The organism is Lysinibacillus sp. FN11, from assembly GCF_024628845.1.
GTDB classification, from domain to species: Bacteria; Bacillota; Bacilli; order Bacillales_A; family Planococcaceae; genus Lysinibacillus; species Lysinibacillus capsici.
The window spans coordinates 3,176,350-3,192,217 of sequence record NZ_CP102383.1 but is presented as its reverse complement, the minus strand read 5'-3'; the positions used below and the strand labels follow the sequence as shown (position 1 = coordinate 3,192,217).

General features: G+C 38.2%; 12 protein-coding genes and 1 rRNA gene. 10 read left to right on the top strand and 3 right to left on the bottom strand.

Annotation, left to right across the window (positions count from 1 at the left end; all coding sequences use genetic code 11):
• Positions 1-143: 143 nt before the first annotated feature.
• From NP781_RS16965 to yugI, 3 genes are all read left to right on the top strand, one after another.
• Entirely contained in the window at positions 144-692 is a 549-nt protein-coding gene (locus tag NP781_RS16965) for an RNA polymerase sigma factor (RefSeq protein WP_004228406.1), read from the top strand.
• Entirely contained in the window at positions 685-2,316 is a 1,632-nt protein-coding gene (locus NP781_RS16960) for a hypothetical protein (RefSeq protein ID WP_257520406.1), read from the top strand. Before NP781_RS16965 ends, NP781_RS16960 begins: the two co-directional genes overlap by 8 nt.
• 83 nt (positions 2,317-2,399) lie before the next feature.
• Complete coding sequence (gene yugI / locus NP781_RS16955) at positions 2,400-2,777, top strand: S1 domain-containing post-transcriptional regulator GSP13 (RefSeq protein WP_004228409.1); 378 nt, start codon at positions 2,400-2,402, stop codon at positions 2,775-2,777.
• 41 nt (positions 2,778-2,818) lie between these two features.
• Here the strand turns inward: yugI and NP781_RS16950 are convergent, their stop codons facing one another.
• Positions 2,819-4,126 (bottom strand): AAA-type ATPase lid domain-containing protein, encoded by a 1,308-nt coding sequence (locus NP781_RS16950; protein ID WP_221681303.1) that lies wholly within the window; start codon positions 4,124-4,126, stop codon positions 2,819-2,821.
• A gap of 145 nt (positions 4,127-4,271) precedes the next feature.
• Between NP781_RS16950 and pruA the strand changes: the two genes are divergently transcribed.
• The 5 genes from pruA to NP781_RS16925 all read left to right on the top strand — a co-directional run bounded on the left by pruA (position 4,272) and on the right by NP781_RS16925 (position 11,168).
• Positions 4,272-5,816 carry an L-glutamate gamma-semialdehyde dehydrogenase gene (gene pruA / locus NP781_RS16945; protein ID WP_103118703.1) on the top strand — a complete coding sequence of 515 codons (1,545 nt, stop codon included), beginning with the start codon at positions 4,272-4,274 and terminating at the stop codon, positions 5,814-5,816.
• A 241-nt stretch (positions 5,817-6,057) separates the two neighbouring features.
• Entirely contained in the window at positions 6,058-7,251 is a 1,194-nt protein-coding gene (locus NP781_RS16940) for an ornithine--oxo-acid transaminase (protein WP_004233780.1), read from the top strand.
• A gap of 83 nt (positions 7,252-7,334) precedes the next feature.
• Positions 7,335-8,579, top strand: a complete 1,245-nt coding sequence (locus tag NP781_RS16935; protein ID WP_257520404.1) for a Glu/Leu/Phe/Val family dehydrogenase — start codon at positions 7,335-7,337, stop codon at positions 8,577-8,579.
• A 367-nt stretch (positions 8,580-8,946) separates the two neighbouring features.
• Complete coding sequence (locus NP781_RS16930; protein ID WP_257520403.1) at positions 8,947-10,110, top strand: iron-containing alcohol dehydrogenase; 1,164 nt, start codon at positions 8,947-8,949, stop codon at positions 10,108-10,110.
• Positions 10,111-10,469: 359 nt separating this feature from the next.
• The gene (locus NP781_RS16925; protein ID WP_257520402.1) at positions 10,470-11,168 is read left to right on the top strand and encodes a hypothetical protein; all 699 of its coding nucleotides are present in this window, start codon (positions 10,470-10,472) and stop codon (positions 11,166-11,168) included.
• A gap of 53 nt (positions 11,169-11,221) precedes the next feature.
• Here the strand turns inward: NP781_RS16925 and NP781_RS16920 are convergent, their stop codons facing one another.
• Positions 11,222-12,205 (bottom strand): cation diffusion facilitator family transporter, encoded by a 984-nt coding sequence (locus NP781_RS16920; RefSeq protein WP_257520401.1) that lies wholly within the window; start codon positions 12,203-12,205, stop codon positions 11,222-11,224.
• A gap of 14 nt (positions 12,206-12,219) precedes the next feature.
• Positions 12,220-12,942, bottom strand: coding sequence for an MgtC/SapB family protein (locus NP781_RS16915; protein WP_257520400.1), 723 nt, complete (start codon positions 12,940-12,942; stop codon positions 12,220-12,222).
• Between the two features lie 132 nt (positions 12,943-13,074).
• Here NP781_RS16915 and NP781_RS16910 point away from each other — a divergent pair, with 132 nt between their 5' ends.
• Both NP781_RS16910 and NP781_RS16905 read left to right on the top strand, forming a co-directional pair.
• Positions 13,075-13,974, top strand: coding sequence for a DMT family transporter (locus NP781_RS16910; protein ID WP_257520399.1), 900 nt, complete (start codon positions 13,075-13,077; stop codon positions 13,972-13,974).
• A gap of 269 nt (positions 13,975-14,243) precedes the next feature.
• Positions 14,244-15,795, top strand: a 16S ribosomal RNA gene (locus tag NP781_RS16905).
• Positions 15,796-15,868 lie beyond the last annotated feature (73 nt).

Here is a 15,868-nt window from a genome sequence, read left to right as displayed (position 1 = left end):
AAGCAAATATCAGAAAATTGATGATAGCTAGAAAGACATTTGACGGAGTAAAAATATAGAGAGATGACATATGAGGAAAGACATTTAAATTATGTAACAATTAGGTAGAATGCTTCGTTTCATTATTAAAAGGGGGGGTAGCTATGACGGAGGTTGAACTAATAGCAAGGGCTCAGCAAGGAGATAAAGATGCCTATATCGAGCTTATCCGTATACATCAGCAAACCGTTGAAAAGTTTGCCTTTCAATGTGGCGTACATACAAATGATTTAGCTGATGTTTCACAGGAGGTATTTGTTAAACTGTATCGCTTTTTACACCAATTTAAACAGGATCGATTTACCACGTGGCTCTATAAAATCACATTAAATGCTACGCGCGATTATTATCGTAAGGAACAACGGCAGCAGGCTAAAGAGGACAAGCTACAAGCCCAACAGCAAAAGACTCATTCATCTGCTGAAGAGGATGTTCTTTTGTTTGAAGAGGACAGGCATCTACATCGTGCTATTCAGGTCCTTGACGAAAAATACCGTTATCCTCTCGTGTTGTATTACTTCCACGAATTAAAATACGAAGAAATCGCTGAGGTCTTAAATATTTCGTTATCGACGGTGAAAGTGCGATTATTACGAGCAAAGGAAAAGCTAAAGGCAGCATTAATGCAAGATGGGAGTGTTGAAAATGGATGATAAGCAATTTGACCAACGTATGGCACTACTGAAAAAATCCTATGAACGAATGGAACCGAAGCTTGATCCACAACGTGTTCTTCATCAAATTGAAGCTGAGGATAATGTAAGGGAGTCTCTAGAAAGTATGAATCCAGTTCGAAAGCCTTCTGCAAGATGGCAAAAATCGGCTGTATGGATCGCGAGTATTGCCAGTGTGCTTTTGGTAGGTATTCTAATTTCATCTTATATGTTCCATCCTTCAGCACTCGTTCATTCAGATGAAGAAAAAATAGAAAGCAACTATGAAGATTGGTTTTCTAGATTTCAAAAGAAATATCATGAAAAACGTGAAAAAACACGCCTTGAGCTCAATATACCTGAGGAAAATTTTAAGAAACTAACATTTGTTGTATCTGCTGATTATAAATACAATGATAAAGCTAAAAATAAAAAAATAGTACTAAATAAAATGGCTTATGATCCTAAATATTTAACACAGTTAGAGCAAGAGATACTAGACAGTTTGCAAACACCTCGAGAGCTGATAGAGCGGATTGAAACGTACGAAAATCCGATGTCATTTGCCGAGTCTAGATATTTCTTTAGCATATATTACCCAACAAAAGATGTTTTGCAATATTATACAAATGAACTTTCCCAATATAATAAAGTACTGTCACAAAAAAAGAAAGATTATCCTAAAGAACTAAATCAATTAATTGCAACGGCAAAAAAACAATATTTTGAGTTGTCTTATGATGGGCAAAACTATAGTTTTAGAACGAATCCGATTTTTATGAAAGATGCACCAGTATCCATTGACCGTCTTCATCCTGATATATTAGGTTATTTTAAATATTTGGCTACAGGCTCTTTATTCAATGGTGAGGATTTACGTTTTTCTGCAGAAGAATCTGCTCGTATTTTAAAATTATACGAAAGAACATTAGTTAACGATTTATCAAATTCATACCTCGATTTCCAATTGCGAAATTTAAACAAAGAGTTTGAAAATACGTGGCTTGTACTTTTGAAAGGTGATGACAAAACTAGATACTCACCAGAACATATAGAGCTATTAAATGATACGGCTAATGGGAAGTATGGGGAATCGATGCGTTTGACCGCACAATTCATCCTCGAAGAATTTAAGAGAGAAGGAACATCCAAAACCATAGACAAACTAACAAGACAGGATATTAGGATGGAGCTTTCATATTTGAGTAATGAAGTCTATATAGAAATATATGATGGTTCAACAGGTTTACAAATTGATAACCGTTGGATTATCCAAACGGAAGGTTTATACAACGCGTATGTGTCAAGTAAAGATGATACCATCCTAGATTCATTAAACCCAATGAATGTTGTGAGCCTATTCTTATATGCACAAGGAAAAGGCGATCAAGAAACAGTAAAACAGTTAGTGTCTCAAGCTGTAGATGTGGATAAATTGGTTCAATTTGATGGTATGCAACATTTTACAGTTCTATATGCAACAGATACATCCCAAACAACCATTAAAGTAGGTGTTAAACCAGAATCCATTCAAATGATTGGCCAGCGCTTAACCTTCCAATTAGGTACAGTGACTACAGGAAAAGGTGAAAAACGTTACATCATTACAGCCATTGCCGAATAAGGAGATTTTTTGCCCCGTTTTTACACGTATGTTATAATTTAAGCGATATATACGTAGCAAACAAGAGAAAGTGGGCAAAGGTTATGGTAAAAAAATATGAATTAGGAGACGTGTTGACCGGAAAAGTTACAGGTATTCAACCATACGGTGCATTTGTTGCACTAGATGACAATACGCAAGGCCTTGTGCATATTTCGGAAATCACATACGGCTTTGTGAAGGACGTTAGTGAATTTTTAGCTGTTGGGCAAGAAGTTGAAGTCAAGATTCTTGAGATCGATGAAGAGGCCGAAAAAATTAGTTTATCGATGAGAGCGCTACAGGATCGCCCAGCAACAGTAAGAAAAAAAGATGCACCACCACGTAAATCATTGCAGGACCGTGTAGATGAATCGGATGCCAATGGTTTTAATTCCTTAAAAGATAAATTGCAGGACTGGATTGAACAATCTGGTCAATAAAGAAACGAGGATGCTTTCGAATGAAAGGATCCTCGTTTTTTCTATTGTTTTTTTATTTTACGGATTCGATATTGTAGGTTTTGTCTGCTCATACCAAGTGCATTTGCTGCCTTTGTTATATTGCCCTCATATAAATTTAAGACATTTTGCACATAATATGATTCGGCTTCACGCAAATAGGCATCGAGTGGCATGACATTGTGATTTTGATGGAACATAAAAAATTCTGGTTCACGATTATTTGTATCTTGCTGTTGCACTTTGAAGCGAAAATGTAAAGGTAATAAATCTGAGGTAACAGTGGATTCCGTTGTCATAAATGAAACAATTTCATCCAATAGTAGCTCAAGCTCTTTTAGATTTCCTGGCCAATCATATTGTAAAAATAATTCCTGTACATCTGGTGCAAGTTCAGTGACTTGTGAGGCAAATCGTTCTCGATGTCGACTAAAATAATCTTCTACAAATGGAAGAATGTCTTCTTTTCGATCCGTTAAATTGGGAATAGTAATAGCCATTGTTGCAAAGAAATAATATAGAGATTTTGACAGCTTCTTTTCGGCAATCAATGTAATGGGATCACTGCCCACACTGCCAATTAGCATATATTTGGACTGTGGAAGTGAATGTAGTATATCTAAAAGTTGCTCTTGAATGTCTAAGCTTAAAAAATCTATACGTTCGAAGAAGAAGGTGTAATCTTTATCTTCTTCTAATAATTGCTGTAATTTATCAAGCACCGATTGAGCTGAACGGCGACTAACGAGTGTCACAAAGGCATCAGGATCAGGTGAAGCTGCGTGGTGAATTCCCTCTGCTACTAAATCTTTCCCTGTGCCAGATTCACCAATTAATAATACTGGTAATTTTACAGCAGCTGCTTTTTTAGCGTTGTCAATAACCTGCTTCATTGATTCAGAATCAGCTTTAATCATATCAAATGTTAATGGTTCATCGTACCTACGAAGGGGCTGATAAACAAGCTTTTCCAGTGAAGTAATATCACGTGCAAATTCGATTGCTCCAATCAGTTTGCCTTCAACAAAAAGTGGAAAAGTATCATTAATTGTTGTAATTTCATGACCATTTTTATTCCAGTAGGATTGTTTAACATTCATTTCTTTTTTTCCTGTTTGTAAAACACGCATTAACGTACTTTCATGTTGACGGAAGGAAAACATTTCAATAATGGAACGATCCGCAAGTTCATCAAAATGAAATCCTTCAATTTCTTTCATTTTCGTATTGTAAATAATCGTTTTGCCAGATAGGTCTACTGCATGAATACCAACGGATACATTTGTTGCAATAAACTCATAAAAAGGTAGTAAAGGTTCAGAATTTTTCATAAAAATGTGCACCTCAAAAATTTTTTACTTGAAATATGCAACGAAATTTTGCATTATAATAAGTGTAAGAATATTTTATACGCAAAGATATTTTGCGTCAATGTTTTTTGCATACCCAAACACATCTCACAAGGGAGGATTAAGTATGATTCCATACAAACACGAACCATTCACAGATTTTTCACAAGAGGCAAACTACAATGCTTATGTAGAGGCTTTAAATAAAGTTGAAGGTTACTTAGGTCAAGACTACCCACTAATTATCGGTGGCGAACGCATTACAACAGAAGACAAAATCGTTTCGTACAATCCTGCAAAGAAAACAGAAGTCATTGGTCGCGTTTCGAAAGCAAGCAAAGATTTAGCTGAAAAAGCGATGCAAGCGGCAGATGAAACATTCAAAACGTGGAAAAAAGTTGATCCAGCCATTCGTGCAGACGTTCTTTTCAAAGCGGCAGCGATTATCCGTCGTCGTAAACATGAATTCTCAGCTTTATTAACAAAAGAAGCTGGGAAACCATGGGCAGAGGCTGATGCAGATACAGCGGAAGCAATCGACTTCATGGAATACTATGGTCGCCAAATGCTACGCATTAAAAACGGTCAGCCAGTTGAAAGCCGTCCAGGTGAATACAACCGTTATGACTATATTCCACTAGGAATCGGTATTGTCATTTCTCCTTGGAACTTCCCATTTGCAATCATGGCTGGTACAACAGTAGCTGCTTTAGTAACAGGGAACACAGTGTTATTAAAACCAGCTTCCACGACGCCAGTTATAGCGTATAAGTTTATCGAAGTATTAGAAGAAGCTGGTCTTCCAGCAGGTGCGGTGAACTTCGTACCAGGTTCTGGTGCTGAAGTAGGTGACTACTTAGTCGATCATCCAAAAACACGCTTCATCAGCTTCACAGGTTCACGTGATGTCGGCTTACGTATCAACCAACGTGCATCTGTGCTAAATGAAGGCCAAATTTGGATTAAACGTGTCATCGCTGAAATGGGCGGTAAAGATACAATCGTAGTGGATAAAGAAGCAGATTTAGAATTAGCTGCACAATCGATCGTGAAATCAGCATTTGGTTTCTCAGGTCAAAAATGTTCAGCATGTTCTCGTGCTGTCATCGTAGAAGATGTATATGAGCAAGTGGTAAATCGTGTAGAAGAGTTAACAAACGCTTTAACAGTGGGTGACCCAACTGATTACAGCAACTTCATGGCAACAGTTATTGACCAAGCAGCTTTCAACAAAATTACTGAGTACATTGAAATTGGTAAAGGCGAAGGCCGTCTAGTAGCTGGTGGTACAGCGGACGATTCAGTAGGTTACTTCGTACAACCAACTGTATTTGCTGACGTAGATCCTTCTGCACGTATTATGAAAGAAGAAATCTTCGGACCAGTTGTAGCCATTGCAAAAGCAAAAGATTTCGACCATGCGATTGAAATTGCAAACGATACAGAATACGGTTTAACAGGCGCTGTTATCACAACTAACCGCATGAACCTAGAAAAAGCGCGTGAAGAATTCCATGTAGGAAACCTTTACTTCAACCGTGGCTGTACAGGTGCAATCGTTGGTTACCAACCATTTGGTGGCTTCAACATGTCAGGTACAGATTCAAAAGCAGGTGGCCCAGACTACCTACAACTGCATATGCAAGCAAAAACAACTTCAGAAATGCTTTAATTTTCACACTGACGTGAGGGCTATTCAAAGTAAGTAGAAATTAAGGCATTTTGAATAAATTTGTGACACTTCTCCAGGTAACGCTACCCTGGCTAAAACCGTAAACTTTCATGACGTAGTTTATCTTGGAGAAGTTAGCAAATTTCTCGTTTGAATTGTTGCTATATTCTTAATCATTCTACTTATAGTGATACATAGTCCCTTTCTTTTATAATGATGATTAGTAAGGAGAGAATAGGATATGACAAAAACTCAACAAGTTATTGAACAAACACAAAATTTTGGTGCGGCAAACTATCATCCACTGCCAATCGTTATTTCAGAGGCTGAGGGTGCTTGGGTTAAAGATCCAGAAGGTAACAAATATTTAGATATGTTATCTGCTTATTCAGCAGTAAACCAAGGACATCGTCACCCAAAAATTATCGCTGCTTTAAAAGAGCAAGCTGATAAAGTAACGTTAACTTCACGTGCTTTCTATAGCGAAAATCTTGGTGAATGGTATGAGCTAGTAGGGAAATTAACAAATAAAGAAATGGTATTACCGATGAATACGGGTGCTGAAGCAGTAGAAACTGCGTTTAAAGCAGCTCGTCGTTGGGCATATGATGTAAAAGGCGTAGAAGAGGGTAAAGCTGAGGTTATTGCATGTAATGGTAACTTCCATGGTCGTACAATGCTAGCTGTATCTTTATCTTCTGATGAAGAATACCGTCGTGGTTTCGGTCCAATGCTACCAAATGTTAAGTTAGTAGATTATGGTAATCTGGAAGCTTTAAAAGCTGCTATTACACCAAACACTGCTGCATTTTTAATTGAGCCAATTCAAGGTGAAGCGGGTATCGTAATTCCAACAGAAGGCTTCTTAAAAGCAGCTCGTGAACTTTGCCGTGAAAACAATGTACTATTCATTGCTGACGAAATTCAAGCTGGTTTAGCACGTACAGGTAAAATGTTTGCTTGTGATTGGGAAGAAGTAGAACCAGATATGTATATCTTGGGTAAAGCTCTAGGTGGCGGCGTGTTCCCAATTTCTTGTGTGGCTGCAAACCGTAGTATTTTAGGTGTATTCAACCCAGGTTCACATGGTTCAACTTTTGGAGGTAATCCTTTAGCTTGTGCAGTTTCAATTGCATCTATTAAAGTATTATTAGATGAGAAATTAGCAGAGCGTTCACACGAACTTGGTGAATACTTCAAAGGTAAATTAAAAGAAATTAACAACCCAGTTATTAAGGAAGTACGTGGTCGTGGTTTATTTATCGGTATGGAGCTAACAGAAGCAGCTCGTCCATACTGTGAAAAACTTAAAGAATTAGGTCTATTATGTAAAGAAACACATGATACAGTGATTCGTTTTGCACCACCACTTGTTATTTCTCAAGAAGATTTAGATTGGTCAATTGAACAAATTGAAAAAGTATTTAAACTTTAACAAAATGTTCACATTTTAATTCGGAAGTATGTTACAATGATGCCGATAACTATCATTAAAAAAAACAAAGAGGCGATTTAATAATGTCTGAAAACTTAAATCTTTTCACATCAACACAAGATGTCATTCAAGATGCTCTAAATAAACTTGGCTATGATGAAGCAATGTATGAATTACTAAAAGAACCGCTTCGCATGCTACAAGTACGTATTCCAGTGAAAATGGATGATGGTACAACAAAAGTATTTACTGGTTACCGTGCACAACATAATGATGCCGTAGGACCAACTAAAGGTGGGGTTCGTTTCCACCCACAAGTGTCTGAGGAGGAAGTTAAAGCGCTTTCAATGTGGATGACATTGAAATGTGGTATTGTCGATCTACCATACGGCGGTGGTAAAGGCGGTGTCATTTGTGATCCACGTCAAATGTCAATGGGCGAAATCGAACGTTTAAGCCGTGGCTATGTTCGTGCGGTAAGTCAAATCGTAGGACCAACAAAAGATATTCCTGCGCCAGACGTATTTACAAATGCACAAATTATGGCATGGATGATGGATGAATATAGCCGCATGGATGAATTCAACTCTCCAGGCTTCATCACTGGTAAGCCACTAGTACTTGGTGGTTCTCAAGGTCGTGACCGTGCGACTGCACAAGGTGTTACAATCGTAATAGAAGAAGCAGCAAAAAAACGTGGTATTGATATTAAAGGTGCTCGTGTTGTTATTCAAGGATTTGGTAACGCAGGAAGCTTCCTTGCGAAATTCATGCATGATTTAGGTGCGAAAGTAATCGGTATTTCAGATGCTTATGGTGCACTTCATGATCCTGAAGGTTTAGATATCGACTATTTATTAGATCGTCGCGATAGCTTCGGAACAGTAACTACTTTATTTGAAAACACAATTTCTAACAAAGAATTATTAGAGCTTGATTGTGATATTTTAGTACCAGCTGCTATTGAAAACCAAATTACTGCTGACAATGCACATAATGTAAAAGCAAGTATCGTAGTAGAAGCAGCAAATGGTCCAACAACAGCTGAAGCAACTAAAATCTTAACAGAGCGTGGCATTTTACTTGTACCAGACGTATTAGCCTCTGCAGGTGGGGTTACAGTTTCTTACTTTGAATGGGTGCAAAATAACCAAGGTTATTATTGGACAGAAGAAGAAGTGGAAGAGCGTCTATACAAAAAAATGGTCGAAGCATTTGATAATGTATATACAACAGCAACAACACGTAACATCAACATGCGCTTAGCAGCTTACATGGTAGGTGTTCGCCGTACTGCAGAAGCTTCTCGCTTCCGTGGTTGGGTTTAAGTAAAATTAAGATAATGAGTCATTCCTATATTAATGGGATGACTCATTTTTTTCATTTTTATTCGATTGAAGAAGATGGTCTAGGCGCTGTTCTAGTAGCATCTTTTTTTCGTTCCTTATTTTTTTGATTTTAAAAAATCTTAGCAGAAAAAAGCCCGGAATTATAGTTATGACAACAATTATAATAATAAGCATGTGCAAAAATTCCTTTTATTTTATGTAATGTCTAGTACTATACAACTATTGCCTGAACAAAATCTAAACAACTTGAAAAAACGCCTTCGAAATAGCAAAGTGTTGACAGCGTTTAATCTTTGCTTTCTCTAGCGTAATTATGAGAAAATCCAACTAGAAAGGGGCGAATTAGATGGATTCATTTACTTTTTTTAACCCAGTGAAACTACATTTTGGTGAGGATGCACTTGAAAAATTACCGAAAGAATTAGAGCAATTTGGAAACAAGGTATTAGTTGTATATGGTGGCGGAAGTATTAAATTGAATGGTGTATATGATGCTGTTATCGAGAAATTACAACAGGCGGATAAGACTGTATTTGAATTAGGTGGTGTAGAGCCAAATCCACGAGTGGAAACAGCTAGACGAGGTATTGAGATATGCAAAACAGAAGGAATTGACTTGGTTCTTGCTGTGGGTGGTGGTTCAGTAATCGATTGTTCTAAATTAATTGTTGCTGGCGCTAAGTATGATGGCGATGCTTGGGATATCGTGAAACGTAAAGTGTTTGTAGAACAAGCTATACCACTAGGAACGGTATTAACACTTGCTGCTACAGGCTCAGAAATGAATGCTGGATCAGTGATAACGAATGCTGCTACTGAAGAAAAACTAAGTTGGGGTAGTCCAGCAGCCTTCCCGAAATTTTCAATACTAAATCCAGCATATACAGTGACTGTACCTAAAAATCACACTGTATATGGAATAGTGGATATGATGTCACATGTATTTGAGCAATATTTCCACAATACAACGAATACTCCTATCACAGATGAAATGTGTGAAGGGGTATTGCGAACGGTTATTACGACAGCTCCAAAATTATTAGAGGACCTAGAAAATACGAAGTTACGTGAAACCATTCTATTAGCAGGGACAATTGGTTTAAATGGATTCCTATCAATTGGTTCACGAGGGGATTGGGCATCTCATAATATTGAACATGCCGTATCTGCTGTTTATGACATTCCACATGCAGGTGGTTTAGCCATTCTTCAACCGCATTGGATGCGTTTAAATGTACCAGTAAATCCTGAGCGTTTTGCAGGTATAGCAACACGTGTGTTTGGAGTCGAGGCAACAGGCAAAACAGTAGAAGAGGTTGCTTATGAGGGGATTGATCGTTTATCTGCATTTTGGACATCATTAGGGGCACCTAGTCGTTTGGCAGATTACGATATTGATGATTCGAAATTCCAGCAAATTGTAGATCATGCTATGCAAAATGGCCCTTTTGGCAACTTTAATCGATTGCAAGAGGAAGATGTAAGAACTATTTTACAAAATTCTCTTTAATACATTAAGTATGAGACTATGCTTATAGCCTCATACTTTTTTTATTGCAAGGTTAAGAAAAATTAACGATAAATGTAGAATTTTGTCGTAGAAGTTTCTTTAGTCCTGCAATATAATAAAATAGATAGATAATAAAGGGATTGCAAATACATTTTTCTTTATTTTAAGTGAGTAAAGTCATGTTTTTATTGAGTCATTCAACCTATATTGTAGATTGTTTTACTATAAGGTGATTTATTGAATGACAGAAAAGAATGGTTTTTTGTCGTAATCAGTCAATTCGTGTGTCAATGTTCAGAAGTTGTTCAGCCACCTTTACTAAAATAATTACAATATTAAACAAAGAGGAGAGGGATCAAATGTTGAAACAATTGCTACAGGACCGTATTGTTACATTAAGTTGTATAGAAATGCCATTTCAGCAACATGTTTATAAAATGCAAAATTGTGTAGAAGTATTAGGAATTGAAGCGAAATCATTGCAAATTGAAAATGATAAAATTATCACTGGATACATTGTAGATCAAAGTATATTTTTTAAAAGCGTGCGTTTTGGGCAAACGAATGTTATTTTTTCGGATGGTGTAAATAAAGCAATTGTACAATTATTTGTTCGTCCTTCTGGAGAAATTGTTGTAGAAGTTAAGCCGTATTTGGGGGGTGCTGAGATTGTTCCTGTTTATTATCGAACAATTTTAGCAGATACAGCTATTGCAATTGATTTAAAAGGTGCTTTAAAACATTATTTGGTAGCCCATCAATTCATGAATTTAGAAGATTCAATTGCTGAAGTACATTATCAATCCATGCATCCGAATGTATTAAAGGATTCTTTTGCAGGAAATTTTGTGTTGGGTTGTCATGTGGATGGCAGAAATATTCTCAATGCAGAAGAGTATGCATTAGCTAATCGTCAAGCCTCCTTACAATTTTCAAAAATTGTTATTCATCAGAATGGTAAAAGACAAATGATTGCTTGTAATAAATTACTTACTTTTATGGTTACAAACCATGTTTATGTAGGTTATGAGGATATTCCTAATTTAAAATTAGTCTAACAAATAGCCAACTGCCTGAAATACGGCAATTGGCTATTTGTTTTTATAAAGTATTAAATGGAGTTATTTGGTTTCTCACCAACGTGTATCCAGCTAGCTTTCCCGTCATCCTCGTCGAATAAAATAGCTACTTTAGATACTCCTTTTTGGCTTATGATTACCTCTGTTAAATGATCACGTACATCATCTAAAAAGGCTAACGATAAAAGCGGATCTGCTTCAGCTACTAATTCTACATGTAAAAACTCTCCTTCTTTAATCACTTCAAGACGCACAATATCTTTTATATTCGGATCATCCATTACGAGGTGAGCGATATGGTTTAACATCTCTTCATCAGTCTCGCCAATGACGCCACGTGCATTATCGAGGAATACCTTACCAACTACATAAAACATCATGACCCCAATTATCATCGAAACTAGTCCTTCTATTCGACCCCAACCTGTAAAATAAGCAATTAAAATAGCAGCAAAGGCTAAGAAGTTGCCCCCAGTAGCAACTAAATCTTCCATAAAAACTAATTTTGTTGCCGGTTTTGCCCTATTCAAGTATGAGAAAGCTTTGGGAATAGCTGCGATACCTGCCTTTTCTTGACCTGCTTCATGTAACACTTCTGCAGCCGCTTTAGCTAGGACCGTCCCTTCTAAAACAATCCCGATGAATAATACCCCTAGGGCGATCAGTATCCCGCTAGACTCTCCTGCGGGATGAATAAAATGATGCCAACCTTCTTTTATTGTTTCATAAGAAAGGATAGCTACAATTATTACGGCAAAAAGGCATACTAAATTGACAATACGACCGAAGCCACCAGGAAATTGTTTTGTAGGTGCCTTTTTAGAGAGTGCTGAGCCTATATACACAAATAATTGGTTTGCTGCATCGCCTAGAGAGTGCATCATTTCTGCAAACATCGCCACGTTACCTGTAAAGAAAAAGGCGATTCCTTTAATAATTCCTAAAAAGGCATTTACACATGCAGCCATTAGAGAGGGTTTGTTGCCGTCTTTTAGTAGTTTTAATAGTTCTGCCATAAAAAATCCTCCAACTAGTTTAAAATTTCCATTTCGATTTTTTCTATATAAGATAGTGCTCGTAATGAACGATAAAAGGACAACAAATTATCCGAGACGATTAAGGAAAGGCGTAAATCTAACTCATGTAAAACACTATCATTTTTTAAGTGCACATCTTTAATGCGTATATTTTCAATGATAATGTTGTTGTCCTTTAAAAATAATAGAAATGCTTCTGTATGGTTGTCATCATCAATTTGAACTTTTAATAAAATTTCCCGCATACGAATTCGCTTGGGTCCGATTTTCATAAGAAAAGGTGATAGTACTTCAATTCCAAAAACAATGATCACAACAGCTAGTGTTGCATCCATGTAAAAACCTGCACCAACCGCAATACCGATACCAGCGGCTCCCCAGATCATAGCAGCGGTTGTTAAACCCGTAATGCTGTCATTCCCGCGTCTTAGAATGACTCCTGCACCAAGAAAGCCAATTCCACTAACAATTTGTGCTGCTAAACGAAGAGGGTCCATCGTAATATTAATATCATCTCTAGCGGGGGTTGAGTAGGCTGTTTCAATGGAGATAATCGTTAATAAGCAGCTGAAAGTAGCAATAACTAAACTTGTTTTTAATCCAACTGGTTTTTTCTTTAATTCCCTTTCGATACCGATTACTAAACTTAATGTGGCTGCAATAACTAATTTTATGCCAACTTCATATGTAATCATATTTTCGAATAATGTTTCCATACACAACCCTCCATTGTTATTTCGTATTGCTAAGAGATATGCAAACTGTCATTATTATATGTGCATCACTTTTTTGTATTGTACAACATGAAGTAAGGACATATAAGTATTTTTTTAGGAAGGTGGGGTTTTTTGGAGCAGCCAAAAATTCATCCATACATCCCAATTGTGATCGGTGTAATTTCAGTATCGATGTCAGCAATTTTTGTGAAATTAGCATCGGCGGAAGCGGGGATTATAGCATTTTATCGCATGCTATTTTCCGTTTTAATCATGGCGCCATGGTTTTTAAGAGGATATACAAAGGAGTTAGCAACTTTAAAAAGACGTGATTGGCTATTTTCTTCAGTTGCTGGGATTTTTTTAGCTTTTCATTTTATATTATGGTTTGAATCACTCAACTATACTTCAGTAGCAAGTTCAACAGTTTTAGTAACGCTACAACCTTTGTTTGCGTTTGTGGGCACTTATTTTTTCTTTAAAGAAAAAATTACGATGAAAACAATCGTAGCAGGATCCATTGCAATAATAGGAAGTGTTTTAATTAGTTGGGGCGATTTTAAAGTAAGTGGAACAGCCTTTTATGGAGATGTACTGGCGCTCGTTGCATGTGCACTTGCAACAGCTTATTTTCTATTAGGACAGGATGTACGTAAAAGATTATCACTTGTGACCTATACAATGGTTGTATATGTTGTAAGTACCATCACTTTATTTATATATGTAATGATTAAAGGGGAATCATTTGGTCCATATTCTTCGATGGATTGGTTATGGTTTTTCTTATTAGCATTAATCCCAAATTTACTTGGTCATACTTTGTTTAATTGGTCAATTAAATATGTTAGTACGAATGTTGTTTCAATTGCTATATTATTTGAGCCTGTAGGAGCTGCTCTTTTAGCTTTGGTGATATTTAAAGAGTATTTAATCATGACACAAATCATCGGTGGATTGATTGTATTAGCAGGAATTCTATTGTTTGTAATAGATATTAAAAAGATTTTTAATTTTTTTATGAAAAATGCTTGATTTTTAAAATGCTATATTATATATTATTACTTGTCCTTAACAAGAAGAAACGCTTGAAAATAAAGTTTTAAAAAGTTGTTGACTTATAGTTAAGAATGAGGTAAGATAATAAAGTCGCTGAAAAAGACTTGAATAAAATGAACCTTGAAAACTGAACAAGCAAAACGTAATCAATAAATTTTTAAGTAGCTAGTTTTACTAGTGAACGAAACACAATTTTGGACATCAAACATGATGCCAGCAAAACAATTTGAGCTAATCAAATTTCTTTTATGGAGAGTTTGATCCTGGCTCAGGACGAACGCTGGCGGCGTGCCTAATACATGCAAGTCGAGCGAACAGAAAAGGAGCTTGCTCCTTTGACGTTAGCGGCGGACGGGTGAGTAACACGTGGGCAACCTACCCTATAGTTTGGGATAACTCCGGGAAACCGGGGCTAATACCGAATAATCTCTCTTGCTTCATGGCGAGAGACTGAAAGACGGTTTCGGCTGTCGCTATAGGATGGGCCCGCGGCGCATTAGCTAGTTGGTGAGGTAACGGCTCACCAAGGCGACGATGCGTAGCCGACCTGAGAGGGTGATCGGCCACACTGGGACTGAGACACGGCCCAGACTCCTACGGGAGGCAGCAGTAGGGAATCTTCCACAATGGGCGAAAGCCTGATGGAGCAACGCCGCGTGAGTGAAGAAGGTTTTCGGATCGTAAAACTCTGTTGTAAGGGAAGAACAAGTACAGTAGTAACTGGCTGTACCTTGACGGTACCTTATTAGAAAGCCACGGCTAACTACGTGCCAGCAGCCGCGGTAATACGTAGGTGGCAAGCGTTGTCCGGAATTATTGGGCGTAAAGCGCGCGCAGGCGGTCCTTTAAGTCTGATGTGAAAGCCCACGGCTCAACCGTGGAGGGTCATTGGAAACTGGGGGACTTGAGTGCAGAAGAGGAAAGTGGAATTCCAAGTGTAGCGGTGAAATGCGTAGAGATTTGGAGGAACACCAGTGGCGAAGGCGACTTTCTGGTCTGTAACTGACGCTGAGGCGCGAAAGCGTGGGGAGCAAACAGGATTAGATACCCTGGTAGTCCACGCCGTAAACGATGAGTGCTAAGTGTTAGGGGGTTTCCGCCCCTTAGTGCTGCAGCTAACGCATTAAGCACTCCGCCTGGGGAGTACGGTCGCAAGACTGAAACTCAAAGGAATTGACGGGGGCCCGCACAAGCGGTGGAGCATGTGGTTTAATTCGAAGCAACGCGAAGAACCTTACCAGGTCTTGACATCCCGTTGACCACTGTAGAGATATAGTTTCCCCTTCGGGGGCAACGGTGACAGGTGGTGCATGGTTGTCGTCAGCTCGTGTCGTGAGATGTTGGGTTAAGTCCCGCAACGAGCGCAACCCTTGATCTTAGTTGCCATCATTTAGTTGGGCACTCTAAGGTGACTGCCGGTGACAAACCGGAGGAAGGTGGGGATGACGTCAAATCATCATGCCCCTTATGACCTGGGCTACACACGTGCTACAATGGACGATACAAACGGTTGCCAACTCGCGAGAGGGAGCTAATCCGATAAAGTCGTTCTCAGTTCGGATTGTAGGCTGCAACTCGCCTACATGAAGCCGGAATCGCTAGTAATCGCGGATCAGCATGCCGCGGTGAATACGTTCCCGGGCCTTGTACACACCGCCCGTCACACCACGAGAGTTTGTAACACCCGAAGTCGGTGAGGTAACCTTTTGGAGCCAGCCGCCGAAGGTGGGATAGATGATTGGGGTGAAGTCGTAACAAGGTAGCCGTATCGGAAGGTGCGGCTGGATCACCTCCTTTCTAAGGATTATTTCGGAATACAAACCTTGGGTTTGTACGATTACGTTTTGCGTTCAGTTTTGAAGGTTCATTC